General features: G+C 70.3%; 25 protein-coding genes and 2 pseudogenes. 13 read left to right on the forward strand and 14 right to left on the reverse strand.

Translation table 11 applies throughout. From position 1 onward, the window contains the following. Positions 1-73 precede the first annotated feature (73 nt). Complete coding sequence (locus tag CACI_RS30155) at positions 74-769, forward strand: SDR family NAD(P)-dependent oxidoreductase (protein ID WP_015794671.1); 696 nt, start codon at positions 74-76, stop codon at positions 767-769. Between the two features lie 4 nt (positions 770-773). Here the strand turns inward: CACI_RS30155 and CACI_RS30160 are convergent, their stop codons facing one another. Continuing rightward, complete coding sequence (locus CACI_RS30160) at positions 774-1,163, reverse strand: TIGR03618 family F420-dependent PPOX class oxidoreductase (RefSeq protein WP_015794672.1); 390 nt, start codon at positions 1,161-1,163, stop codon at positions 774-776. Then, a pseudogene (locus CACI_RS54415) lies at positions 1,160-1,571 on the reverse strand (dihydrofolate reductase family protein). The gene CACI_RS30160 and the pseudogene CACI_RS54415 overlap by 4 nt, the downstream one beginning before the upstream one ends. A gap of 142 nt (positions 1,572-1,713) precedes the next feature. Between CACI_RS54415 and CACI_RS30170 the strand changes: the two are divergent. From CACI_RS30170 to CACI_RS30180, 3 genes are all read left to right on the forward strand, one after another. Further along, complete coding sequence (locus CACI_RS30170) at positions 1,714-2,214, forward strand: winged helix-turn-helix transcriptional regulator (protein WP_015794673.1); 501 nt, start codon at positions 1,714-1,716, stop codon at positions 2,212-2,214. 109 nt (positions 2,215-2,323) lie between these two features. Continuing rightward, the gene (locus CACI_RS30175; protein WP_015794674.1) at positions 2,324-2,791 is read left to right on the forward strand and encodes a MarR family winged helix-turn-helix transcriptional regulator; all 468 of its coding nucleotides are present in this window, start codon (positions 2,324-2,326) and stop codon (positions 2,789-2,791) included. Beyond that, positions 2,788-3,312 carry a YbhB/YbcL family Raf kinase inhibitor-like protein gene (locus CACI_RS30180; protein WP_015794675.1) on the forward strand — a complete coding sequence of 175 codons (525 nt, stop codon included), beginning with the start codon at positions 2,788-2,790 and terminating at the stop codon, positions 3,310-3,312. The genes CACI_RS30175 and CACI_RS30180 overlap by 4 nt, the downstream gene beginning before the upstream one ends. A 63-nt stretch (positions 3,313-3,375) precedes the next feature. Here the strand turns inward: CACI_RS30180 and CACI_RS30185 are convergent, their stop codons facing one another. After that, on the reverse strand, positions 3,376-4,635 hold the full coding sequence (locus tag CACI_RS30185) for a serine hydrolase domain-containing protein (protein WP_015794676.1): 1,260 nt from the start codon (positions 4,633-4,635) through the stop codon (positions 3,376-3,378). A 120-nt stretch (positions 4,636-4,755) separates the two neighbouring features. On the opposite strand from CACI_RS30185, the gene CACI_RS30190 reads away from it, so the two are divergent. After that, on the forward strand, positions 4,756-6,087 hold the full coding sequence (locus CACI_RS30190; protein ID WP_015794677.1) for a sensor histidine kinase: 1,332 nt from the start codon (positions 4,756-4,758) through the stop codon (positions 6,085-6,087). Continuing rightward, complete coding sequence (locus tag CACI_RS30195; RefSeq protein WP_015794678.1) at positions 6,084-6,791, forward strand: response regulator; 708 nt, start codon at positions 6,084-6,086, stop codon at positions 6,789-6,791. The genes CACI_RS30190 and CACI_RS30195 overlap by 4 nt, the downstream gene beginning before the upstream one ends. A gap of 341 nt (positions 6,792-7,132) precedes the next feature. Here CACI_RS30195 and CACI_RS30200 read toward each other — a convergent pair whose 3' ends face one another. Both CACI_RS30200 and CACI_RS30205 read right to left on the reverse strand, forming a co-directional pair. Beyond that, positions 7,133-8,233, reverse strand: coding sequence for a C40 family peptidase (locus CACI_RS30200; protein ID WP_015794679.1), 1,101 nt, complete (start codon positions 8,231-8,233; stop codon positions 7,133-7,135). A 204-nt stretch (positions 8,234-8,437) separates the two neighbouring features. Then, entirely contained in the window at positions 8,438-9,763 is a 1,326-nt protein-coding gene (locus tag CACI_RS30205; protein WP_015794680.1) for an NYN domain-containing protein, read from the reverse strand. A 175-nt stretch (positions 9,764-9,938) separates the two neighbouring features. On the opposite strand from CACI_RS30205, the gene CACI_RS30210 reads away from it, so the two are divergent. Together CACI_RS30210 and CACI_RS30215 are read left to right on the forward strand one after the other, a co-directional pair. Continuing rightward, positions 9,939-10,727, forward strand: a complete 789-nt coding sequence (locus CACI_RS30210; protein ID WP_049871755.1) for a rhomboid family intramembrane serine protease — start codon at positions 9,939-9,941, stop codon at positions 10,725-10,727. 24 nt (positions 10,728-10,751) lie between these two features. Beyond that, entirely contained in the window at positions 10,752-11,030 is a 279-nt protein-coding gene (locus CACI_RS30215; RefSeq protein WP_015794682.1) for an Lrp/AsnC family transcriptional regulator, read from the forward strand. A gap of 232 nt (positions 11,031-11,262) precedes the next feature. On the opposite strand, the gene CACI_RS30220 is transcribed toward CACI_RS30215, so the two are convergent. The 8 genes from CACI_RS30220 to CACI_RS51545 all read right to left on the reverse strand — a co-directional run bounded on the left by CACI_RS30220 (position 11,263) and on the right by CACI_RS51545 (position 17,496). Continuing rightward, the gene (locus CACI_RS30220) at positions 11,263-12,306 is read right to left on the reverse strand and encodes a DivIVA domain-containing protein (protein ID WP_015794683.1); all 1,044 of its coding nucleotides are present in this window, start codon (positions 12,304-12,306) and stop codon (positions 11,263-11,265) included. A gap of 56 nt (positions 12,307-12,362) precedes the next feature. Further along, positions 12,363-12,647, reverse strand: a complete 285-nt coding sequence (locus CACI_RS30225) for a YggT family protein (protein ID WP_015794684.1) — start codon at positions 12,645-12,647, stop codon at positions 12,363-12,365. Between the two features lie 111 nt (positions 12,648-12,758). After that, on the reverse strand, positions 12,759-13,370 hold the full coding sequence (locus CACI_RS53935) for a cell division protein SepF (RefSeq protein WP_015794685.1): 612 nt from the start codon (positions 13,368-13,370) through the stop codon (positions 12,759-12,761). A 151-nt stretch (positions 13,371-13,521) separates the two neighbouring features. After that, positions 13,522-14,265 carry a YggS family pyridoxal phosphate-dependent enzyme gene (locus CACI_RS30235; RefSeq protein WP_015794686.1) on the reverse strand — a complete coding sequence of 248 codons (744 nt, stop codon included), beginning with the start codon at positions 14,263-14,265 and terminating at the stop codon, positions 13,522-13,524. A 3-nt stretch (positions 14,266-14,268) separates the two neighbouring features. Beyond that, positions 14,269-15,018: a peptidoglycan editing factor PgeF gene (pgeF, locus tag CACI_RS30240; RefSeq protein ID WP_015794687.1), complete on the reverse strand. Its 750-nt coding sequence runs from the start codon at positions 15,016-15,018 to the stop codon at positions 14,269-14,271. 14 nt (positions 15,019-15,032) lie between these two features. Then, positions 15,033-16,220, reverse strand: coding sequence for a cell division protein FtsZ (gene ftsZ / locus CACI_RS30245; protein WP_015794688.1), 1,188 nt, complete (start codon positions 16,218-16,220; stop codon positions 15,033-15,035). 283 nt (positions 16,221-16,503) lie between these two features. Then, on the reverse strand, positions 16,504-17,304 hold the full coding sequence (locus CACI_RS30250) for a cell division protein FtsQ/DivIB (RefSeq protein ID WP_015794689.1): 801 nt from the start codon (positions 17,302-17,304) through the stop codon (positions 16,504-16,506). A gap of 36 nt (positions 17,305-17,340) precedes the next feature. Then, positions 17,341-17,496: a hypothetical protein gene (locus CACI_RS51545; RefSeq protein ID WP_015794690.1), complete on the reverse strand. Its 156-nt coding sequence runs from the start codon at positions 17,494-17,496 to the stop codon at positions 17,341-17,343. Positions 17,497-17,582: 86 nt separating this feature from the next. Between CACI_RS51545 and pdxR the strand changes: the two genes are divergently transcribed. The 3 genes and pseudogenes from pdxR (at position 17,583) to CACI_RS52940 (ending at position 19,881) form a co-directional block, all read left to right on the forward strand. Then, complete coding sequence (pdxR, locus tag CACI_RS30255; protein ID WP_015794691.1) at positions 17,583-19,022, forward strand: MocR-like pyridoxine biosynthesis transcription factor PdxR; 1,440 nt, start codon at positions 17,583-17,585, stop codon at positions 19,020-19,022. Beyond that, positions 19,009-19,164, forward strand: a pseudogene (locus CACI_RS54420) (pentapeptide repeat-containing protein); the annotation flags it as partial. The gene pdxR and the pseudogene CACI_RS54420, both read left to right, overlap by 14 nt. 150 nt (positions 19,165-19,314) lie before the next feature. Beyond that, positions 19,315-19,881: a hypothetical protein gene (locus CACI_RS52940; protein ID WP_015794692.1), complete on the forward strand. Its 567-nt coding sequence runs from the start codon at positions 19,315-19,317 to the stop codon at positions 19,879-19,881. Between the two features lie 94 nt (positions 19,882-19,975). Here the strand turns inward: CACI_RS52940 and CACI_RS30265 are convergent, their stop codons facing one another. Then, the gene (locus CACI_RS30265) at positions 19,976-21,298 is read right to left on the reverse strand and encodes a hypothetical protein (RefSeq protein WP_015794693.1); all 1,323 of its coding nucleotides are present in this window, start codon (positions 21,296-21,298) and stop codon (positions 19,976-19,978) included. 214 nt (positions 21,299-21,512) lie between these two features. Here CACI_RS30265 and CACI_RS30270 point away from each other — a divergent pair, with 214 nt between their 5' ends. After that, positions 21,513-23,504 (forward strand): hypothetical protein, encoded by a 1,992-nt coding sequence (locus tag CACI_RS30270; protein WP_015794694.1) that lies wholly within the window; start codon positions 21,513-21,515, stop codon positions 23,502-23,504. Positions 23,505-23,518: 14 nt separating this feature from the next. Then, positions 23,519-24,790, forward strand: coding sequence for a S53 family peptidase (locus tag CACI_RS30275; protein WP_015794695.1), 1,272 nt, complete (start codon positions 23,519-23,521; stop codon positions 24,788-24,790). The last annotated feature ends 158 nt before the right edge of the window (positions 24,791-24,948 follow it).

Consider the following 24,948-nt stretch of genomic DNA (forward strand, 5'->3'; position numbering starts at 1 on the left):
CAAGGGTGGTACTGCGGTTCCTACCGTTGAGCTGATCCTGGCCGTCCCTTCGGCGGGCGCACAGCATGAAGGCATGGCAATCATCTTCATCACCGGGGCGAACAAGGGACTCGGCCACGAGGCGGCCCGGCGCCTCATCGGGCTCCGACACACGGTGCTGCTCGGGGCACGCGACGCGGCGCAGGGGCGGAAAGCCGCCGACGCGCTCGGCGCGCGCTTCGTGCGGATCGACGTGACCGACGACGCCTCGGTCGCGGCCGCCGCCGCGGACGTGGCCGACCACGAGGGCCGGATCGACGTGCTGGTCAACAACGCCGGGATCCACGGTCCATCCGGCGATCCGGGGTCTCTCACCGGCGCCGACGCGCTCGGGGTGTTCGACACGAACGTGGCCGGGGTGGTGCGGGTGACCTCGGCGTTCCTGCCGCTGCTCGGCGCGTCGGAGGATCCGGCGATCGTCAACGTCAGCAGCGGTATGGGATCGCTGGCCTTCACCCACGACCCGGAGCGGGTCGAGTCGAAGGTCGTCGCGCCGCTCTACAGCGCCTCGAAGGCCGCGCTGACGATGCTCACCACGCAGTACGCGAAGGCGCTGCCGGGCATCCGGGTCAACGCCGCCGACCCCGGCTACACGGCGACGGATCTCAACGGCAACCGGGGCACGCAGACCGTCACCGAGGGGACGGACGCGATCGTCGCGCTGGCCACCGAGGGACCGGGCGCCGCCTCCGGGCGGTTCGTGGACCGCGGCGGCGACATCGGCTGGTGACGGCTCAGCCGGTCACCCCGACGGTCTGCCGCTCCGGCTCGATCAGCAGCACGACCCGCTCCACGCTGCGGTCGTAGGGCCGGCCGAGGTACTTCATCGCGATCGGGTCGATGATCTCCCACGCCGCGTCGCCCTCGATCCACTCCACGACCCGGCCGCGGACGGCGACCGGCTGGAAGGGGTTGTCGTTCGGGGTCAGGGAGAGGGCGACGCGCGGGTCCCGGCGCATGTTGCGCGCCTTGAGGCTGTCCGGACCGGTGAGGATCGCGATGCGGTCGCCGTACGGGGCGGCCCAGATGGTGACCGAGTGCGGGGCGCCGTCGGGCATGAGCGTGGCGAGGTGGACGAGCGGAGCGGCGTCCAGGATGCGGCTGACTTCGGGATCGAGCTTCATTTCTGCACCTCGTATCGCAGGTGAGTGACGCCGGGAGCCGGGACGGCCTCGACGAGGGTGAGCCGGATGTGCTCCGGCAGTTGCTGGAAGAACCGGCGTCCGGCGCCGAGCAGGACCGGCACGTGGTGCAGGATCAGCTCGTCGACCAGACCCGCCGCCAACGCCGAGGTCACGACGCCGCCGCCCATCAGGGCGATGTCCTTGTCGCCTTTGTCGCTATTGTCGCCGGCGAGTTCGCGCGCTGGGTTCGCTGAGCCGGAAGCCGTCGACCTCGCCGCTCGGCGTGTCGCCGGAGAAGTACCAGTCGAAGTGCATCCCGCCATCACCGAGTTCGTGGCCGGCGCCGGGAGCGCGGCCGGTGATGAAGCCGTCGACCGACACGGCGAGGGCGCTGACGACCTTGCCCATCTTCGGCGATCCTTTCTGGAGTTCCGGGTTTCCGGGTTCCCGAGTCCTGGAGATTCAGAGTTCCTTGAAGAGACTCTATCTCTGGTGTGAACCGTAGCACGTAGAGGTTCCCTGAGGGAACCCCAACCGCTAGAATGGCGGTATGCAGCGCACGAACTTCAGCGACTTGGCCGCGTGCTCCATCGCCCGCACCCTCGACGTGATCGGCGAGCCCTGGTCTCCGCTGATCCTGCGGGACGTGTGGGTCGGGCTCCGGCGCTTCGACCAGATCCAGGGCGACCTCGGGATCTCCCGCAAGGTGCTCACCGAGCGCCTGAACCACCTGGTCGAGGAGGGCGTGCTGGAGCGGCGGCCCTACGACCAGCGGCCGCGGCACGAGTACCACCTGACGCAGAAGGGGACCGAGCTGGTCGACCTGCTGATGGTGATGACGGCGTGGGGCGACCGCTGGCTGGCCGGCGAGGCCGGACCGCCGGTGCTGTACCGGCACCACGCGTGCGGCGAGATCAGCTCGGTGGACCTGCGGTGCGCGCACTGCGGGGAGCCGATGCACGCCGGGGACGTCGATCCCTTGCCGGGACCTGGTGCGAGCGCTCCTGGTGCGAGCGCCGCCGCCGAGCCCGCTGACGAACCCGCGGCCTGAAGTCGGTGCGCGGCGCACTGAGTGTTCGATCCACCGAGTGCGCCACACAATGATTGCGCCGCGCACCATCTTTCCGTAGGCTGAGCCGCCTCGAAGAGGAGGTCGGCCGATGGGGCGTGCGACGCGCCGCGAGACCGAGCAGCGCGTGATGACCGCGCTGCCGAGCTGGGTGAACACCATCTCGCAGCTGAACCGCGTGATCGCCGAGCGCATGGGGGTGACCGCCAGCGACCTCGGCTGCCTGCACGTGCTGCACATGCAGGGCCCTGCGACAGCCGCCGAGCTGGCCCGCGCCGTCGGCCTGACGCCGGGATCGGTCTCCCGCATGATCGACCGCCTCGACGCCGCCGGCTGCATCACGCGCACCGACGATCCCGAAGACCGGCGCCGCGTCCTGATCGAGGCGTCCACCGAAGGACTGGCACGGATCGCCGCCTACTACGACGGACTCACCGCGCGGTCCCACGAGGACCTGGCGGAATTCACGCTCGACGAGATGCTGGTACTGCTGCGCTTCATCGAGCGATCGCAGACCGGCGCCACCGAAGAACTCGCACGGCTGCGGAGGGCGCAATGACACTGGCATGGGACGCGGAGCACCTGCACTCCCCCGAAACGCTCTCATTGACGAGCCCTGATTTCGCCGACGGAGAGCCGATTCCCCATGTCCACGCAGGGGTCCGGCTCGGCGGCGAAGAGCTGTCGCCGGCGCTCGCGTGGTCCACGGCGCCTTCAGAGACAGCGGAGTTGCTCCTGGTCATCGAGGATCCCGACGCACCGATGGCCACGCCCTACATCCACGGCTTGGCGCTGATCGAGCCTTCGCTGACCGGTCTGTCGCAAGGCGCGCTGTCAGCGGAAGCGCCGGGTCCTGGAGTCCGGCTGCTGCGATCGAGTTCAGGACGCGGATGGATCGGCATGGCGCCGCCGAAGGCACACGGTCCGCATCGCTACGTGTTCCAGCTCTTCGCACTCGCCGAGCCACTGACCATCACCACCAAGGGCGGCGCGGAGGAAGCGCAGCCGCGCAAGGTACTCGCCGCTGCCGGACCGGTGCTGGCTCGCGGACGGATCGACGGGCTGTATCAGCGTTCGTAATGTTGGGCGCTGTGATCCACGACGACCCGCACCGCCGGCTCCGGCCATACGGCTGCGCCGCGCCTACTGAGTAAGAATTCCCTGGATCTTGTCGTCGACGGCCATGGTTTCCGGCGGGTCGTAGTTGGTCAGCTTCACGGCGATCCAGTCCGAGGGGTACCACTCCACGAGGGTCGCGATGCCGGCGTTGCCGCCGTTGTGGCCGACGGCCCATTTGCCGTTGCGCAGGGTCGCGCCGGGACCGTAGGCCTCGTAGATCGCCTTGGCGGGTAGCCCGGGTTTGGCCGGCAGGGTGGCCGCCGGGACTTTCGCGCCGACGACCAGGTCGATGTACGCCGGGTCGAGGAGCGTGCCGTTGAGGAGCGCTCGGGCGAAGCGGACCATGTCCGGGGCGGTGGCGAAGGCGTTGCCGTCGGGCAGTCCGATGAACAGTTCCTGGTCCACCACGTCGGTGCGCGGGCCGGAGGGCTGCCCGGGGGACTGATCGGCGTAGGGGTGCGCGATGCGGCGGTCGGACTGCCACTGCGGCCTGGTGTGGAAGGCGGAGGCGGTCATGCCCGCGGGGACGAAGACGTGCTGCGGGATGTAGTCGTAGTACGACTGGCCCGAGACCTGCTGCACGATCGCGCCGAGCACGGTGTAGGCGGAGTTGCTGTACTGGTGGCCCGTTCCGGGCGTGAAGTCCAGCGGCGCCTTGCGGATGAAGTCCATCGTCCCGGACAGGACTTGCTGGGCGCTGTTCCAGTCGGCAGCGGCGGTCATGTAGCCATCGAGGGCGTGGTAGTCGCCCATGCCGGCGGTGTGGGTCAGCAGTTGGTGGATGGTGACGTGGTCGGCGGCGGCGGAGGGGAAGCCGTCCACGTAGGTGCCGAGCGTCCCCTCGTATTCCAGCTTTCCTTGCTGCACGAGTTGGGCGATCGCCACGGCCGTGAACAGTTTGGTCACTGAGGCCAGGCAATAGACGGTGTCGATGGTGTTCGGGATGGACTTCGCCTTGTTCGCCATGCCGAAGCTGCGGGTCAGCACGGTCCGGCCGCCGTGGACCACGAGCATCGTGCCGGAGAACTTGTCTGCCGCGGCGAGCTGCGCGAGGAACTGGTCGAACGTCCCGCCCGGGCGCAGGTCCACCGGGACCGAGGACGAGCCGGGACCGGGCGGCGACGGCTTCGCGCCGGTCGTGCCGGTCGCCCCGATCGCCTCCGCGCTGCCGGACAGAGCCCACGCCCCGCCGATCGCCACCGGAGTCGCGCCGAGCAGTCCCAGCAACGAACGCCGGCCCAGGCTTCGATGGGCTGCGGGCTTCAGTGAATCGTGTCGCGTCATGGAAGAACCCTGTGACTGCCGTGGCGCTACCGGCATCTGCCGTACGACAGACACCGAAGGCGCCGCGCATCTGTCTTGCGGCAGACGCGCCGGCTCATCGGCTGTGCCTAGACTCCGGTGATGATGACCACGTCGCCGGTGTCCGCGCCACGCGCCTGGGCACGTCAGCCGCTGGTCCAGGACGCGGCGCTGGCGTCCGGGCTGCTCGCGGTGTGTCTGCCGCTGAACAATCCGGTGGCGGTGGTGCGGACCGTCGCGGCCGGTCCGCTCGGCGGCGCGTGGGGCGGCGCGATCACCGCTTGGGGGTGGTGGACCGCGACGGCGTTCACGCTGGCCGGAGTCGCGCTGCGGCGCCGGTGGCCGCTGCCGATGCTCGGCGTCTGCTCCCTGGCCGTGGCTGTGCACTTGGCGCTGCTTTCGGTGGTGCCCACTGTGGTGGACCTCTCCGCGGTGGTCCTGCTCGCCACCGTCGCGGCCAGGTGTCCGCGCCGGGTGTCGGCGGTGGCGCTCGGCGGGATGCTGGTGCTGATGGCCGGCTGGTGTTTCGACGGCGCGCGGTTGGGACGCCCCGTGAACGGGCTGCCGACGTTCAACGTCGAAGTGGTCCATCACCTCGACCAGCCCGGCGCGAGCGGCGCTGACGAGATCGTCGACCAGGCGAAGGGCTCGAGCACCTGGAGCGCGGTGGCGCTGTTGGGTTCGGTGCTGCTCGCCGCGTGGGCGATCGGTTCCGCCAACGGGAGCCGGCGGGACTACCTGCACCAACTGCACGCGCGCGCCGCCGACCTGGAACGGGAACGGGACCAGCAAGCGGCCCTGGCGGTGGCGGCCGAACGCGGGAGGATCAGCCGCGAGATGCACGATGTCGTGGCGCACGGCCTGTCGTTGATCGTGATCCAGGCGCAGGGCGCCGACGCGGCGTTGGACAACCGGCCCGCCGACACCCGCAGCGCGTTGCGTGCCATCGTGCGGACCGGCCGCGACTCCCTCGCCGATATGCGCCGGGTGCTGGCGGCGCTGGGCGAGGTGGAGGACGCGTGGCATCCGCAACCGGGGCTCGCGCAACTGCCCGGCCTGCTCGAGCAGGTCCGCACGGCGGGCACGGCGGTGCGGCTGCGCGTCGCCGGGACGCCGGCCGCGCTGCCGTCGGCGGTGGACCTGTCGGCGTACCGGATCGTGCAGGAGGCGCTGACCAACGTCATGAAGCACGCGGGCGCTGGAGCGAGCGCGGATGTGGTGGTCGAGTATTCGGACACTGAGATAGCGGTCGAAGTCGGCGACGACGGCCGGATCCCGAACGGCCATGCCGGACCGGGGGTCGGCGGCGGCAACGGTTTGCGCGGCATGGACCGCCGCGTGCAGCTCCTCGGCGGCCGACTCAGCGCCGAGCCTGAGGCGGGTGGCGGCTTCCGCGTGCGAGCGACACTCCCGATCGAGGGACGGCAAGCGTGATCCAGGTACTCATCGCCGATGACCAAGCCTTGGTGCGCACCGGCTTCCGCATGATCCTGGAGAACGCACCGGACATGGAGGTCGTGGCCGAGGCCGCGGACGGCGCCGAAGCGGCGACACTGGCGCTCGACCTCCGGCCGGACATCGTCCTCATGGACGTGCGGATGCCCGAGACCGACGGCGTCCAGGCGACCCGCCGAATCTGCGCCGAGCGCCCCGGCCATACCAGGATCCTGATGCTGACCACCTTCGACCTCGACGAGTACGTCTACGCATCCCTCCGAGCCGGAGCCAGCGGCTTCCTCCTCAAGGACACCCTCGCCGCCGACCTGCTCTCCGCGATCCGCACCGTGGCAGCCGGCGACGCGGTGGTCGCCCCCAGCGTTACCCGCCGCCTGCTGGAACGCTTCGTGGGCACGAACACCGCCGGCGCCAGCCCTACCGGCACAACCGGCACAACCGGCACTGCCTCACTCGCATCCGCCCTAGCCGCCGACACCCTGACCGACCGCGAACGCGAAGTCCTGGCCCACCTCGCCCGCGGCCTGTCCAACAGCGAAATCGCAGCACACATCTACATCGGCGAAGGCACCGTCAAAACCCACGTCAGCCGCATCCTCGCCAAACTGGACCTCCGCGACCGAGTCCAAGCCGTCGTCTACGCCTACGAATCCGGCCTCGTCCGCGCCGGCACCCCCGACTGAGGACCCCAGGGGACCGCCAACTGTCCGCAAGGAACGTGGTCCTTCCGCTGGCAGGCATTGACCGCAGATGATGCCGTCGTCTAGGCGGACTGGCTTCGGAGCAGGGCGGGCGCCGATCTCGGGTTCACCGAACCCAATCTGTCCTTCGCTCGCACTCGGTCCGAACCCGGTGTGATCGACCTCTAGGTCAGTCTGGACCTCGAGTTCTTATCCGCCTTGGCGCCGACGGACCCGGGCCGGCGACCCGTGCGCGATCTCCTGCCGGATCACGCCCGAGGCGATGTCGGAGGCTGCGACTGATTGGGCTGCCGAGATCGCCCCGTATCCGCCGTGAGACCGCCTCAGACCCGCACCACCATGTTCACCGGCATCGACATCAGCGGCGCGTAGCGCACCTGCGTGCCGGGATGCGGGGCGTGGATGATCTTGCCGTCGCCCACGTACATGCCGATGTGGCTGCGTCCTGCGTAGTAGATCACCAGGTCGCCGGGTTGGATTTGGGACAGGGGGATCTGTTGGCCGGCTTGGGCCTGCTCGGAGGAAGTGCGGGGGAGTTCGACGCCGGCTTGGCGCCAGGCTTGTTGGATCAGGCCGCTGCAGTCGAAGGCGTCGGGGCCTTCGGCGCCGAAGACGTAGGGCTTGCCGAGGTCGGCGATGGCGGCCTCGATTGCCGCGCGGGCTCGGTCGGAGGGGGCGGGGAGGTTCTGGTCGGGGGTGTTCGGGTCGGGCTGTTCGCCGGTGAAGGGGGAGGCGGGGTCGGCGCCGAGGTCGGCTTGGATCGCCGCGCGGCGTTGCGGCGCTGAGAGGGTGTTCAGGAGGGACTGGGCTTTGTGGAGCTGCTCGGTGACCTGGGTGCGGGAGCGGGCCGCGGTGTCGCGGGTCTGGTTCAGGGCTGAGAGCTGGTCGGCGGCGGCTCGCTGGAGTTGGACGATCTGCCGGCGCTCCTCGATCACCTCGGCGACCTTGCGGCTCTGCTGGTCGGAGACGCGGGTGGCCATGGCCTCGTTGCCGAGGAAGGTCTCGGGGTGGTCGGCGAGCATCAGGGCCAGGCGCTGGTCCACTCCGCCGGCGCGGTACTGGTTCGCGGCGATGGCGCCGATGGCGGCGCGCTGGTGCTCGTAGTCGGCCTGCATGGTCTGCAGTTTGGACTGCGAGCGCTGGACGGCCAGGCTCAGGGCGCTCTCCTGCTCCTGCGCCGCGTCAAAGGTCTGGGTCAGCTGGTCCGCCTGCCGGTAGAGGGCGGCGATCTGGGCCTTCACGGTGCCGCGGTCGGTGTCGGAGGCGCCGGAGCCCGGTCCGGCCGCGGGGGCGGCGGCCGCGGTGCCGCACACGCCGGCGGCGGCTGCCACGGCGGTCAGCGCGGCGGCCGCGACCGTACGGCCTCGGGCGGGCGGGGTCGCGGCGCGGTGACGCTTCGACCGCTTCGTACTGTGATGCGCCATTCTGTGATGACCTCCACATCAGGGCACGCCGGTGGATACCGGCAGAACAGCGCACGAACCTAGTCCGAGCCGACACCTCGGGGCAAGGATCAACCACTCAAATAGGTGAGCGGATCGGAGATAAGACATCTCCGACAAATCGTGGCGAGGAGCCAACCAGCTGGACAAGCGGATAGGTGAGGTAAGTCCCGACAGCCGAGAACCTCAGGACCGCGCCATCCGGTTCAGCAGCATCGACGCCGGCACCGGCCGTGCCCCCGACCGCCGCACGCCCTCGGCCACCTCGCGGTCCGAGGACACCACCACCACCGGCCGCCCGGCGGGCTCGGCCGCCACCAGCCGCCGGATCAGCTCGTCGGCGATCTCCCCCGGCGCGGAGAACAGCACGCGCACCCCGCGCGGCTGCGTCAGCCGCACCGGGCCGTCCAGCGCCGCGCCGTCGAAGACGCACGTCACCTCCGCGCCGGTGCGCGCGGCCAGCGCCGCCAGCCCGCCGACCAGGCGCACCCGCTGCTCGGCCAGCGGCAGCGTCGGATAGCCGGACTTGGTGACGTTGTAGCCGTCGACCACCAGGTGCACCATCGGCAGCGCCAGGTACTGGTCCAGCAGCGCCGGATCGTCCTTGGCGCGCCCCTGCACCGACATGTCCGAGGGCGCGACAGAGTCCGGAGACGCCGCCCCGACCGTGTCCGCCGGCCGGGTCTCGGTCGGCGGCAGCGCCAGCTCGCGCTCCAAGCCCTTCACCGCGCCGGTCACGGTGTCCAGCAGCAGCCGCAGCCGCATATCCCCCTCAGAGCGCCCGGAGCGCGCCGAGCGGCGCGCGGTGTCCAGCGCGGTCTCCGCGGCCGTCAGGCGCGTCCGCAGCCGCCTTAATTCGGCCTCTGAGGCCGACGCGGCCGAGGCCGCCGACGTCCGCTCCGTCTCCAGCGCCGTCTCCGCCGCCCGCGCCGCGGCCTGGGCCCGCCGCATGTCCGCTTCCAGCTGCCGCACCTTGCGCCGCAACTGGTCGCCCTCGCGGCGCGCCTCCTCCTGCGCGACCCGCAGGCTGTCGGCGGCGACGCGTGCCGTCTCGCGCAGCTCCGCGACCTCCGCGGCGAGCCGGGCGACCTCGCTCTCGGCGGCCTCGCCGGCGGCCAGGCGCGCGCCCTGCGTCACCGCCTCCAGGGCGTCCTTGACTATCCCGGTCCAGCCGTGCGGACGCAGCACATAAGCGACCGCCGCGACCTCGTGCGGGTCAGCGGCGGCCGGTACCACCCCGGCGAACAGGGAGTCGGACAGGTCAGGGGATGCTTCGCGCACACGTTCGGCGACCCGCGTACGAAATGCTCCGTCGCTCTCCAAGGACGCCGCCATGGGGATCGCCGCGGCTTTGGCCCGCTTGGCTGGAGTGAACTTGGCGAAGGGCCGCAAGGGCGCGGGGATCTCCGCGGCCGGCATCTTGCCCAGCGCCTCGGAGGCGATCTCCACGACGCGCTGGCGCACCGAGTCCGGCAGTGTGATGGTGAGACGTTCGCCCTCTGGTGAGCTCACGTCGCTCTCCCCACTCCCTCGCCTCGCCGGAGACGCCAACGCCTCCGGACATCGTTCCTGATCCGCCGACCTTATCGGCCGCGCTTGTGCCCGTACCAAGCACTCACTCAAAGGTAGGCCCTCCGCGCCGCGTTTCGGATCTCCCGCGCGCACGGTGATGGGCCATGATGCAACAGTGGTGATCCCCATTCACGACAGGAACCCGGTGTCCCGGACATCCGTCGTCACCTTCGGCCTGATCATCGCGAACGTGGCGGTGTTCCTGTCCGGCCCGATCGCGTTCGCCGGCGTCAGCCCGGACGCGGCGCGCAAGGCCAGGGAGAACGCGTACCTGTACCACTACGGCGCGATCCCGGCCCAGCTGCTGAACGGCCACGGCAACCCGGTCTGGCCGGTGTTCACCGCCATGTTCGTGCACGCCGGCTGGATCCACCTGCTGGGGAACATGCTGTTCCTCTACATCTTCGGCAACAACGTCGAGGACGTCTTGGGGCGCCTGCACTTCCTGGCGTTCTACATCATCGGCGGCGCGGCCAGCACCTACGCCTTCGCCTGGGCGAACCCGACGGCCACCGGGCCGCTGGTCGGCGCCTCGGGGGCGATCGCAGCGGTGCTAGGGGCGTACGTCTACCTGTTCCCACAGGCGAGGGTCACCTTGCTGGTGCCGTTCCTGTGGTTCCTGCCGATGCGGGTCCCGGCGTGGCTGGTCCTGGGTTTCTGGTTCGTGGTGCAGCTGCCGGAGTTCCAGCAGACCATCGGAGTGGCCGGCTCCACGGACGTCGCGTACTTCGCCCACGTATCGGGGTTCGTCTTGGGACTCCTCTACGTAGCCCTTGTCATCGGCCGGGGACCCAGCGATCCGGCCCGCGCCCCGGCCACCGAAACCCTGCCTCCCCCGCCGCCGCTGATGCCGGACTACCGCTCCGCCGATCCGGACGATCCCTACGGCCAATACCATCGCTAGACAGTCCCGCTAGAAGGAGCCGCTGTGATCACTGCCATCGTCCTGATCAAGACCGACGTGGACGCCATCCCGGAGGTCGCCGAGAAGATCTCCCGCCTGCCCGGCGTGAGCGAGGTGTACTCGGTCACCGGGGAGTACGACCTGATCGCCATGGTCCGGGTCCGCGAGCACGAGCAGCTCGCCGACGTGATCCCGGGCGGCGTGAACAAGGTGGCGGGGGTCAGCCACACGGTCACGCACGTGTCGTTCCGGACCTACAGCGCGATGGACCTGGAGGCGGCGTTCTCCCTAGGGCTGGACTGATCCCGCGCTGGACTGATCCCGCGCTGGGCGGGCCCGCCTCCGGCCGCGCTTAAGGGAAAGTCCCTACCAACGCCGAACCAACTCCGGGCAAACGCCGAGCCCCGCCTCCCATCGGGAGGCGGGGCTTATGACGCCACGTCATTGTGTGAGTGCCGACCGTAGACCAGTACAGACCAGTACAGGTCAGCAGCGTGCTACCCGGACGCCGGTCCGGTCCCGCGGGGGCGGCCCGTCAGGCGTCGGGGTCCTCGTCGATGAGGAAGCCGCGCATCGGCGAGGGCTGCGAGGGCACCGGCGGCTGGCCCAGGCCGTTGCCCGAACCCATGAACGGGGGCTGCTGCCCGCCGCCCATCTGCTGCGGCGGCATCGGGGAGGGCATCTGCGGCCGGATCGGCGCCATGGTCTGGGTCAGGGCCGCGGCGTTGCTGCCGTTGTTCCCGGCGCTCTGGTAGGAGCCGGTCGAGCCCATCCCGCCGTTCATCCCGGCACCGACCGGGGACTGCGCCTGCGGCATGCCCGGGGGCAGCGAGGCCTGCATCGGCATCGGCGGGCCCGAGGGCGCCGGCGGCGGCGCGGACAGGCCGGTCGGGCTCAGCTGCGCCCGGGAACCCATCGAGGAGCCCATGGTGTCGTCCCCGCCGGAGGCCTCGAGCTGGCGCATCTGGCCGTCCAGGTAGGACTTCAGGCGCTGGCGGTACTCGCGCTCGAAGGCGCGCAGGTCGTCGACCTTGCGCTCCAGGGCGGCGCGGGCGGTCTCCAGCGAGCCCATCGCCACGCGGTGCTTCTCCTGGGCGTCCCGCTCCAAGGCGTCGGCCTTGCCGCGGGCCTCGCGCTCCAGGCCGTCGGCCCGGCCGCGGGCGTCGCCGACGATCTTGTTCGCCTCGTTGCGGGCCTCGGCGATCGCCTGGTCGGCGGTCTGCTGGGCCAGGGCGAGCACGCGCGCGGCCGAATCGCCGCCGGGCGCCTGGAACTGCGGCGCCTGCGGCACCGGGAGCGGCGCGGGCAGCGGGGCCGGAAGCGGAGCCGGAACCGGCGGCGCGGGCGCGGGTATCGGGGTCGGCTCCCGCCGCATCGGCACCGGGGCGGCCGCCGCGCTGGCCGCGGCGCGGGTGGCGGCGGCCAGCTTGGCGCGCAGCTCCTCGTTCTCGCGGATCAGGCGGGTCAGCTCGGCCTCGACCTCGTCGAGGAAGGCGTCCACCTCTTCCTCGTCGTACCCCTCGCGCAGGCGTACGGTCGTGAACTGCTTGTTGTGGACGTCCTCGGGAGTCAACGGCATCTTTCATTCACCTCAGGCGTGGCGTGGTCGTCGGCATTCGCACAGACATTACCCGGTCACAGCGTAGCCGCGACCCGGATCAGCAGTAAGACGATGATCACGAGGATCATGAACGCCACGTCAAACCCCATCCCGCCGAGCCGCAGCGGCGGGATGTACCGCCGCAACAGCTTCAGTGGAGGATCTGTGACCGTGTACGCCGTCTCCACGACGACCAGCATGACACCCCGCGGCTCCCACGACCGGGCGAATACCAAAACCCAGCCGATGATGAGGCGGATGATCAAGCACAGCGCGAAGAGGTAGAGCACCCACAGGAGCAACGCCCCCACAACGCTCATAGCGCACTCCCCTTCCCACCTTCGCCGGCGCCCCGCCGCGCGCGGTCAGCACACACCGCCGCGGGACGCCGCCGGACATCAACACCCCACCGCCGACAACGCCGGCGGCCCTCAGCTCTGGTTGAAGAAGCCGCCCTCAGCGATGCGGGCCTTGTCCTCGGCCGTCACATCGACATTAGCAGGCGACAGCAGGAACACCTTCTGCGTCACCCGCTCCATGTTCCCGCGCAGCCCGAAGATCAGCCCGGCCGCGAAGTCCACCAGGCGCTTGGCGTCGGCGTCCTCCATCTCGGTCAGGTTCATGATCACCGGAACTCCCTCGCGGAAGTGCTCGCCGATCGTGCGCGCCTCGTTGTAGGTGCGCGGATGCAGCGTCGTGATGCGGTAGGACGCTTCGCGGTCCGCCGACCGGTCCGTCGGGACGCTGTACATCACCGGTCCACCTCTCTCGGCTCGGTCGGCTCGCGAGGACCGCTCGGAGCGGTCCGGCATCACCGTCACATTGGAGGCCGCCGCGAAGGCGCGGCGGTCGTTCTGCGCGACGACGAGCGCCCCGCCCGAGCCGGCTTCCGGCTCGCGGTGCACCGGCTCCGGTGCCGCCGCGGGCTCGGCGGCCTCGGGCTCGTACTCGTCCTCGTATTCGTCGTAGTACCGCTCGTCCTCGAACCGCTGTTCGTCGGTAAGCCCGAGGTAGACCGCTGCTCTGCGCATCATGCCGGCCATGGTGTTCGCCTCCGGACTGGGCCTGTTACGGCTGTCTTGCAACTGTCAACGAAAAAAGGTGCCGCGGAGGTTTCCCGATCGCGGTCGATGATGTGTGGCGCAGACGTGCGGTCGTCGTATCCGATGTTCGATAGATGCGACGTTACCGGAATCACCGTCTGATACCGAGTATCGCGCTGCCGATGCGGACGTGTGTCGCGCCCGCCGCCACCGCTTCGCCCAGATCCCCACTCATCCCCGCCGAGATCATCGTGGCCGATGGGTGTGTCGTTCGCAAGCGCATAGCCAGCGTGTGCAACCGCTCGAAGGCCGGTCCCGGCTCGGCGCCCAGAGGTGCCACGGCCATCAGGCCGCCGAGGTTCAATCCGGGCGCCGCGGCGATCGCGTCGGCCAGTTCCGGCACCTGGTCCGGAAACGCCCCGCCGCGGGCCGCGTTGTCGTCCATGGGCTCTGCGTTACCCAGGTCGACCTGCACCAAACATGTCAATTCTTTGTCATACCGGACAGCGCTCCTGGACAGCGCCGCGACCAGGCGGATCCGGTCCACAGAATGGACGAAATCGGCGTACTCGGCCACTGAGGAAGCCTTGTTGGTCTGCAGCTGCCCGATGAAATGCCAGCGCAGTCCCAGACCGGCCGTGGCGCGGGCCTTCGGCGCCGCCTCCTGGTCCCGGTTCTCCCCGACGTCCAGGACGCCGAGCTCGGCCAGGACGCGCACGTCAGAGGCCGGATACGTCTTGGTCACCGCGATCAGCGACACCTCGGAGGGGTCGCGGCTCGCCTTACGCGCCGCGGCGGCGATGTCCTCGCGCACCGCGGCCAGGTTCTCGGAAATCTGTCCCCGCCGCGCGTCCGAAGCCTGCTCGTCCGCGCGGTCCTCGCTGTCCCCGGCCATCGGTCAGTCCAGCCAGACGAACCCGGCGAACCGGCCGGTCGTCCCCTCGCCGCGAAAGGAGTAGTAGTCCTCGGACTCCTGGGTGCACACCCGCAGCCGGACCGAGGACTTCAGGTCGATGCCGCAAGCCTCCAGCTGTGCCCACACGCCCTCAGCGACGTCCAGCCCGGGCGTGCCCTGCCGGGTCACCGTGTAGCTGGCCGGGACCTTCTCGGCGACGTCGGCGCGCATGCGCTCGGGCACCTCGTAGCAGAGCCCGCACACCGAGGGTCCGCTGACCGCGACGATCCGCTCGGGCGCGGCGCCCAGGGTCACCATGCGCTCGACCGCCGCCGGCACCACGCCGGCCTTCATCCCGGGCCGTCCGGCGTGCGCCCCGGCCACCACGCCGGCCTCGGCGTCGGCCAGCAGCACCGGCACGCAGTCGGCGACCAGCACCGCCAGCGCCAGATGCCGGCGGTCGGTGACCAGCGCGTCCACGTCAGGGGCGCGGCCCTGCCACTGCGCGGCGGCGTAGGCCACGTCCGCGCCGTGGATCTGGTTCATGTACACCACGTTGCCGGGGTCGGTGAACCCCAGCTCGAAGGCCACCAGCGACCGGTTGGCGGCGACCGCCTCCGGGTCGTCGCCGACGTGCCCGCCGAGGTTGGTCGCGGTGTAAGGAGCCTTGGAGACCCCGCCCCAGCGGTCGGAGAAGGCGAAGCGGGCCTTGCCGCCCTCGCCGTCGGGACCGGTGTGCTGCCATATCGCCACGTCGGTTCCCGGTCCTACTTCAGGAAGTCGGGGATGTCGAGCTCGTCGGCGGCCGAGGGCGCCGGCTGCACCGGGATCACCGGGACGTTCTGGGTGTCGGCCATCGGGTCGTGGGCCGGGACCCCGGCGCCGCGCTCGGCGGGCTTGGGCAGGGTGCCGAGCACCTGCTCGCGCATGCCGTCGCGGACGCTGGTCTCCTCGTCGTAGCGGGTCGCCCCGGCGGCCTGGGAGTGCCCGGTGCGGCGCTTGGCCGGCTCGCCGCCGTCGAACCCGGCGGCGATCACGGTGACCCGGACCTCATCGCCCAGGCCGTCGTCGATCACCGCGCCGAAGATGATGTTGGCCTCGGGGTGCGCGGCCTCGCTGACCAGCTGCGCGGCCTCGTTGATCTCGAACAGGCCCAGGTCGGAGCCGCCGGAGATGCTCAGCAGCACGCCGCGGGCGCCGTCGATGGAGGCCTCCAGCAGCGGGGAGGAGATCGCCATCTCGGCGGCGGCCACCGCGCGGTCGTCGCCGCGCGCCGAGCCGATGCCCATCAGCGCCGAGCCGGCCTCGCTCATCACCGACTTCACGTCGGCGAAGTCCAGGTTGATCAGGCCCGGGGTGGTGATCAGGTCCGTGATGCCCTGGACGCCGGAGAGCAGCACCTGGTCGGCGGCCTTGAAGGCGTCCAGCACCGAGACGTTCTTGTCCGAGATCGACAGCAGCCGGTCGTTCGGGATGACGATCAGGGTGTCGACTTCCTCGCGCAGCGCCGCGATGCCGTCCTCGGCCTGGTTCGCCCGGCGCCGGCCCTCGAAGGTGAACGGCCGGGTCACCACGCCGATGGTCAGGGCGCCGAGTTCGCGGGCGATCCGGGCCACCACGGGAGCCCCGCCGGTGCCGGTGCCGCCGCCCTCGCCGGCGGTCACGAACACCATGTCCGCGCCCTTGAGGACTTCCTCGATCTCCTCGGCGTGGTCCTCGGCGGCCTTGCGGCCGACGTCGGGATTGGCGCCGGCTCCCAGCCCACGGGTGAGCTCGCGGCCGACGTCGAGCTTGACGTCGGCGTCGCTCATCAGCAGAGCCTGGGCGTCGGTGTTGACGGCGATGAACTCCACGCCCTTCAGACCGACCTCGATCATCCGGTTGATGGCGTTCACGCCGCCGCCGCCGATGCCGGCGACCTTGATAACAGCCAGGTAATTCTGCGGTGCTGCCACGTCCGACGGCCTCTCCGTGGTATCCGGTAATCTCGTGATCACCTTAGTCCCGCCCACACCGGCCGGGGACACGGCGGGGTCGTGCGACTGTGAAGTCTTTACAGGACATTAGGTCCCGCGACCTGTGAGGTTCAACGAACACGCCGAAACTGTCGGCAGGTTTTACTTCTCAGCGTGGTCCGACGACCCCCGTGTGATCCCGTGTGGATCCGATGAGGGGAATACGTATGTTGTTCGATTGCCCGCCAGATCTTAGCCGATCGGCGGGTCCGGATTCGAACCGTTACGAATACGCCGGAGCCGCCGGAGCACTCAGATCATAGTGCGCGGCGTCATTTCCGATCAGTGCCGCCAGTATCCGTGCCTTGAGAACCGGCTGATCCGGTCCGCCCCAAGCGACCGTCACGGAGTGCTGTTTCTTCGTGGACGGAGTCAGCGTCACGGTGATGGCGTAGGGCCCGGTCGCCGACACGGTGAGCACCCGCGAGAGCACCGGGGGCGGCAGGGCTCGAAGAGCGGCCAGCGCGCCGGCGACGGTGGCCGCGCGGGCGGCCTTCGCCTCAGGTCCCGGATCGGCGAACTGCTCCAGGTGGATGACCGGGACGTGCGCCGGGATCGCCGAGGCGGAGGCCGCTGTGTCGAAGGCCACCCCGTCGGCGTCGACGATCTGGAAGGAGCCGTCGGGCTGCGGCAGCGCGGCGGCCGGGGTCCGCTCCACTATGCCGATGGAGACGGTGTGCGGCAGCGAACGCTCCACCCAGGCGTCCTTCACCCGCGGGAGCGCCATCAGCCGGGCCTTGGCCGCCGCGGTGTCCACCGCCGCGACCGGGGCGTGCGCCGGGATCGCGGCGGCGGCCAGCACCTGCTGCCGGCTCAGCACCTTGACGCCGGAGACGGTGGTGGTGCGGACGTCGAAGACCTTGGTGTGCCACAGGATCGAGTAGCCGGTCAGCGCGAGCAGGGCGAGGAACACCGTGATCGTCACCGACAGCCGCCGCCAGCGGCGCCGCCGCCGCAGCCGGTCGAGGTAGCGCTCGACCAATACCCTGCTGACCCGCGGGTGGCCGGCTCCGGTCGCGTTCATGGGCCCCAGTTTCGCAGATGGGGACCATGGCTCCCGTCAGCCGTGGCCTCCTTTCAGACGGCGGTAGTCGTCCTCGACGGATTCCGGGTCGGCGAAGAAGGGGTCGTAGTAGAACCGACGGCGCTTGTCCGTGATCCTGGCCCGGCGGCGGAAGACAGCGGTTTTGAGATTCTTGCCGGATTTCTCATTCATTATGGTTCGTCCCTACTTGCTGTGGTTTTTCAACCTTTGCGAGAACCACTGTAGGAACTGATCGAACACCGCTACGATCCAATGGCGTGGCCGATACACAGACCAATCTGGCCTGGGAGACCCTCCTGGACCTGTCAACGACACGCCCCGGTCCACTGCACCACCAGCTCGCCGAGGCCATCCGCACCGCCATCCGCGGCGGACGCCTGCCGCTGGGCTCCGCACTCCCCCCGAGCCGCGTCCTGGCCACCGACCTGGGCGTCTCCCGCTGGACCGTCACCGAGGCCTACGGACAACTGGCGACCGAGGGCTTCCTCGCCGGCAAGACCGGATCGGCGACCCGCGTCAGCTGGTCCCCGGAACCCGACGAACGCCGCGCGGTCGTCCACAGCCACCCGGGCCACGCCGACCCCCGCCGCCACCTCCCGGTCCGCTACGACTTCTCGCAATGCACCCCCGACTTCCGCGCCTTCCCCCGCCGCAAGTGGGTCGAGGCGATCCGCACCGCGGCCGAGACCGCGCCGTTCGACCGCCTCGGCTACGCGCAGCCCGGCGGCGAGCCCCGGCTGCGCGGCATCCTCGCCGACCACCTGAACCGCCGCCGCGGCACGAACATCGACCCCGCGTTGATGACGGTGTTCACCGGAGCCAAGGCGGCGATGGGAGCGCTGGCGCGGGCGCTGTACGCCGAGGGCCACCGGCTCCTGGCGATCGAGGACCCTGGTTCGAACGGGATGTGGGAACCCGCGCGCGCCGCAGGGCTGGAGCTGGTGCCGCTGCCGGTGGACGAGCGCGGGATCGTCGCCGAGGCGCTGGCGGAGCATCCGGGCGTACGCGCGGTCTGCATCGGGCCCGCGCACCAGGTGGTGAACGGCGCGGAGCTGGCACCGGAGCGCCGCAGCTGGCTGCTGGAGTGGGCATCGCGGGTCGACGGCCTGGTGATCGAGGACGACTACGACTCGGAGTTCTCCTACGACAGACCGGCGCTCCCGGCAATGCAGGGCACAGACCCCCGCCGGGTAGCCCTGATCGGCTCGATGAGCCGCACGATGACACCCACGGTGAACGTCGGCTGGGCCGTGGTCCCCGGCCGCTGGCTCACCGCACTCCGCCCCGAACCCTGGACAGCCCCGACCGCCCCGGCCCTGAACCAACTGGCGCTGGCACACTTCATCGAATCCGGCTCCTACGACCGCCACCTCCGCACGAGCCGCCAACGCTTCCGAACCCGACGCGACGCCCTCGTCGCAGCACTGGAGCAAGCACTGCCCGGCGCACGCGTCAGCGGACAGCAGGCCGGACTGCACATGCTGCTGGAGCTGCCGCCCGGCGCTTCGGCGACACGGGTGATGGCGGCAGCGCTCAGGCACGAGATCGAACTGTGCGACCTGAACCTGCTCCGCATGGCCGGCGACCCCGACACCACCCGGCTGATGGTCGGCTACGGAAACCTGGCCGACGCGCAGGTGACCGCGGGGGTCGCGGCGCTGGTCGAACTCATACGCGAGGCGGGTGGCGAGGGCTGAGGCTCGACTCAGCTCGACTCAGCTCAGCTCGACTCGACTCGGCTCAGCTCGACTCGACTCAGCTCGACTCAGCTCAGCTCAGCTCGACTCGACTCAGCTCAGCTCGACTCGACTCAGCTCGACTCGACTCAGCTCGACTCAGCTCAGCTCAGCTCGCTCTCCACGCCTCCGATCGCGAGCGCTGGATCACAACCGCCTGACATCAGAGCCCGCGTCTGTCTCCTTCGAGCCCGGTCCCCCATTCGGACCGTGCCCGCATGCGGCTGCCGACCGGCTGGCGTCAGATCGAGCCATGGCACTCACCTCCAAGCAGAAGAAGCAGGGCGCCGCGGTCAGTGCGGCTATTGGTGTTCTGGCGCTGGGCGGGGTCGCGGCGTCGACCCTGGGTTCGGGCGGGGCGGCGGCGGATCGGCCGGTCGCCGTCGCCGCGGTGCAGCAGGCGGCCGCGGCGCCGCAGGTGGTGGCGGGCGCTGGCGAGTCGGTCGGGGGCATCACGGTCATCGCCCGGGTCGACAACGTCAAGCTCGCCGATGACACCGTTTTCACGGTCTCCGGTGAGGTCAAGGGCGCCAAGCCGGGGACGAAGGTGCGGCTGCAGCGAAAGACGTCGGGGAAGTCCGCAACAGGGTGGACCACGCTGGCGTACACGACCTTCACCGACACCAGCAACAAGTTCTCGTTCCCGGTGAAGATGGACTCGTCCGGCTCCTACACCCTGCGCATCCTGCATCCGCAGGACAAGGAGGGTCCGGCGACCGTGTACTCGAGCCCGTTCTCGGTGACGGTGAGCGCGCCGGCGAAGGCCGGCACGTCGTCCAAGGCGTCCGAGTCGTCCAAGACGCCGGTGAAAAAGAACTAGGGCACAGCCCTCCCCGAACCGCCCGGCCACCACTTAGGCGAGGAGTGGCCGGGCTTCATGCTGCGTCGGGTCCTGCGTCGGATCTCCTCGCGGCTCAGAGGAAACGCGAACTCGGCACCGGACCCGGCGACCCGACGTACTCCCGCCGCGCGGTCAGCCAGGTACCTTCCACCGCGGCGAGGAACGCCTCGAGCACAGCGTCCGGATCCGCCGGCGTCTGACCGTCGCCCTCATCCGCCTCCGGCTCCGTCGCAGCCAGCTCCGCCGCGATCTCCTCGACCGGACGCGCATCAGGCTCGGTGTCGACCACCTCGCCGTCGACGATCCGGAACCCCGCACCCCACGGCTCCCGCACCGCCTGCCGCAAGAACCCCACCGCGTCGGCAGCCGCCAGCGGCGGATCAGTCCAGTCGGTCGCGCGCTCGAACAGAATCTGCCCCGGAACCCGATTCCGCAGCGCCGCCAACACCTCCGGCTCAGCCTCATTCAGGTCGTACGCGACAACCAGCGTGTCCTCACGCTCCGCCGCGAAAGGCACCGCCGGCAGCCCGAAGTACTGCGCCGCCGCCAATCCCATGATCCGGCTGTCCCGGTCCGGCAGCAACGACACCGTCTCCGGAGTCAGACCCTTGGCCGCCAACAACACCCCCAACCGCCGCAGCACCTCAGCAGCCGCCCCATAGGAATCGCCGACCATCGCCCAACGCCCTGTCATCCCCGCGTCATAGCCATACGGCGAAACGGTCAGCAGCACCCCACCGGTCAGCGCGTAATGCCACCCACGCAAATCCTTCGGCCCAAGCGCGCCATCTGAAACCGCGACCTCCGCTGCCCGCACCAACATCGCGCGCACTTTCTCCCGCAGCGGCGCCAGATCTTCCCGTTCCTGCGCCTCGAGTTCAGGCAACGCCGCGAACTCCTCCTCAGCGGTCGGCACGTCCCCAGCCAGCAGCGCGTTGAACGCCAGTTGGTAGCGAGCCAGCCAAGGCAGCTCACCCTCAAAACCCCGCAGCGCAGCCATAGCCTCGCGGTGCTCCCACGACCGCTCGCAAGCCGCAGCCAGCTCCGTACGAATCTGGATGACGCCCGGCTCGCGCTCAGCAGCCTCGCGCAGCGCCCGAATCGCCAAGAACGCGATCCCATGCTCGACGCACTCATATCCGAACTCGTACAACCCCACCGCCTGCTCCGCGCGATCATCCCCGGCCTCCAACACCCGATCGCCGGCGACCACCATCGCGTCGAAGCCCATCCCCCGCGCGGCATCGCGCAGCACGCGCACGTAATCCAGCAGCGGCAGCGTCTCACCCTGCGTCCGCAAGTGCCGGACGAGTCCGGCGATGTCCTCGGCGGCGAGCAGTTCCTCGGCGGTGGTCAGGGCGTCGGTCGCCTCAGGGGCGGGGCTCGGAGAAGTCACGGTGGCACCGTAGCGAGTCCTGTGTATGCCGCGCCCGGGATTTCCGCAGAGGCCGTCTCAGGTAGCGCGGATCAGGCAACGAATTTCAGCACTCTGACAACCATTTTGAACATCGGCCCCGTCGGTTACTTCGCGAGTGCACAAAGGCTCCGGTGCGCAGCACGATCGGGCACCCGCGCACCAGAGCCGTTGCGACGATCTGGAGGAACTGCTTGTGCTAGCACGTATCCGTCGAGTCCCGACCCTGGCCACGGCCGTGGCGTTGGGCCTGGCCACCGCCGCCGGCGCCGCCGCGGCGAGCGCGCCGCCCGCCGCCGCCCCGGCCTCGGCGCCGGCCCAGCACACCCTGGCCGCGCCGGCGACCACCGCCCTGCCCAACGGCGACCGCGTCCTGGTCACCGGAACCGGTCCGGGCGCGTCCATCGTGGTCCAGGCGCCCGACGGCAGAACCGTCCCGGCCACGCGCTACACGCCCGACGCGCACCACGCCTACGTCATCCCGGACTCGGTTCTGGCGCACCCGGCGCAGCTGAACCCCGCGCAGTATGAGATTCCCGCGCTGAGCACCGCCAAGGCTCCCGCGGCGACGCCCTTCTACCCGCTGAGCATCCTGCAGATCAACGCCGTCGGGCTGGACGGGGCGCCCGCGGACGCCACGACGTTCCTGACCAACGTCGACGACGTGAACAAGTGGAGCGTGCCGTTGCCCGTGGCCGGCGGCATCGAGCGGGTCGCGGTGCCGACCGGGCACTACGCGGCGACGACCATCTTCTCCACCTACGACCAGACCACCGGGATCGGGACCACGCACGTGGTGTCGCAGCTCGACCTGGACGTCACCGCCGGCGGCGTCACCACCGCGACCGCCGACGAGCGCACGGCGACGGCCCAGGTCACGGCGAACACCCCCAAACCCACCGTGACCGACTTCCTCGATCTGTCCTACGTCCGCACGGACGTCAACGGCCTGACCGGCGGCGTGAGCGTCGGCGGCAGCGGGGACACCTACGTGGCCCCGACGGGCACCGCGAAGGTCGGCACGTTCAGCTACGACGTGCTGGCCTGGGGCGGCGAGAGCCCGGCCGGGACCAAGGACCCCTACCGCTACGACCTGATGTTCCCGGCCGTCGACCACGTGGACGCGAACCAGAACCAGAGGGTCGACACCTCGAAGCTGACCACGACCCACAACACCGTCGACAGCGACGCCGGCAACCCCCGCCACGACGGCGAGTACCTGATGGGCCCGGTCTCGCCGACGCTCGGCGGGATCCAGGCCGGCCACATCATCACGGTCCCGGAAACCCTGACCACCTACACCGGGGCACCGGTCGGCGACGAGCAGTGGTACGGGAACTTCATGAACGCCCTGCCCGAACCGGGGACGGGCTTCCCGGCCGCGCTGCTGTTCGGCCAGACGGCGCCGATCTACCAAGGCAAGACCGAGCTGTGGCGCACCTGGGGACACGGCCCGCTGACACCGCAGGTCGGGCAGTTCAAGAATCCGACCGGCTGCAACGCCTGCTCTGACGAGGGCACGATAGACCTCGGTCTGACCGCGCTCACGGACAGCAACCCGGACTCCTTCACGAACTTCCTCGGCCCGGCGACCGGCCACTTCACCGTCTACCGCGACGGCACCCAGGTGTTCTCGCAGGACAACACCTCCGGGACCGAGCTGACCGGCCAGGCGCAGCAGGCTGCGACCTACCGCATGGTGTTCGACCTGGACGTGAGCCAGTTCCCGATCACGCAGTCCACGGTGTCGCACACCGACGTCACCGTGCCCTACACCCCGAAGGCGGACCCGAAGCAGACGCTGCCGGCCGGCGACTACTGCTCCGCGCAGGGCAGCAGCAGCTCCGCCTGCTCGATCCTGCCGGTGATCAACCTGAACTACCAGCTCGCCACCGACGACACCAACACCAGCCACGGCCCGGCGGCGGCGCTGCTGCTGACGGTCGGCCACCAGTCCTACAACGGTGTGGGCTCGGACGCCAAAGCCACCGGCGCGACCGTGTCCGTGTCCTACGACAAGGGCGCGACCTGGACCCCGGCCGCGATGGTCCCGGCCGGCCAGAACCGGTACGCCGCGCTGTGGAAGAACGGCGCCAAGGGCAGCACGCCCTGGCTGAAGGTGACCGCCACCGACGCGCTCGGCGGGTCGATCACGCAGACCACCGCCAACGCCTACACCGTCGGCTGAGGGGAATCAGAATCATGAGTCGAACAACTCCTCACCGCCTGATCGGCGTCCTGGGCGCCGCGGCGCTGGCCGTCGGCATGGTCGCGGCGATGGCGCCGGCGAACGCCGCTACCGCTGCCAAGAGCCACCCGAGCAACGTCAAGAACGTCTGCGGCGCGGCGAAGCCCGGCTTCGACCGGTGCTACGCGGAGATCCGTACCGACGTGCACGAGCCCGCGCACATCAGCCGCGTCGCCGGCACTGCTGGTAAGGCTGCGGCTGCCGCCACCGCTCCGGCCGGCTTCGGTCCGGCGGACCTGCACGCCGCCTACAACCTGCCGACCACGGGCGGGGCGAATCAGACGGTTGCGATCGTCGACGCCGGAGACGACCCGACGGCCGAGGCGGACCTCGCGGTCTACCGCTCCACCTACGGCCTGCCGGCGTGCACCACCGCCAACGGCTGCTTCACCAAGGTGAACCAGCGCGGCACGGCCAGCCCGCTGCCGTCCGACATCGGCTGGGGCGTGGAGGAAGCGCTCGACCTGGACATGGTGTCGGCGGCGTGCCCGCAGTGCAAGATCCTGCTGGTGGAAGGCGACGACGCCGACAGCGACGACCTCGGCGCGTCGGTCGACACCGCGGTGCGCCTCGGCGCCACCGAGGTGTCGAACAGCTACGGGGGCACCGAGTCCAGCGCGACGCCCGGCGACGCGGCGCACTACACGCACCCCGGCACCGCGATCGTCGCCTCCTCCGGCGACAGCGGCTACGGCATCCCGAGCGAGCCGGCCGTGTTCGCCAGCGTCGTCTCGGTCGGCGGCACGTCGCTGACCAAGGACTCCAGCTCTCGGGGCTGGAGCGAGTCGGCGTGGAGCAGCGACGGCGGCGCCGCCGGCAGCGGCTGCTCGGCCTGGGTCGACAAGCCCGCGTGGCAGACCGACGCCAACTGCCCCGGCCGCATGGTCTCCGACGTCTCCGCCGACGCCGACCCGAACACCGGCCCGGCGATCTACGTCACCGACACCCCCGACCTCGAGGGCCTGCCCTCCGGCTGGAACATCGTCGGCGGCACCAGCGCCTCCTCGCCGTTCATCGCTGGCGTGATCGCATTGGCGGGCAATCCCGGCAAGTACAACAACGCCTCCGCCTTCTACGCGCCGGCGGCGAAGGCAGGGCTGAACGACCCGGTCGGCGGCTCGACCGGTCTGTGGGTGGACTGCGGCGGCGACTACCAGTGCACCGGGGTCGCCGGTTACGACGGCCCGACCGGGATGGGATCGCCGAACGGGCTGTCCGCGTTCTGATCGGCCATATCAGTGGGCTGCTTCAGGTGAGCTGATCTCGGTAAGTGTGTGACAGCTGGGCCGGCGCCTTCCGGGGCGCCGGCCCAGTGCCTTTTCACACCTTTTCACTGACCATGGCGTGCAGCGGGTTGCCGACGGCTTCGACCGCGGCGCGCAGG

Origin of the sequence: Catenulispora acidiphila DSM 44928 (assembly GCF_000024025.1) — a bacterium.
GTDB classification, from domain to species: domain Bacteria; phylum Actinomycetota; class Actinomycetes; order Streptomycetales; family Catenulisporaceae; genus Catenulispora; species Catenulispora acidiphila.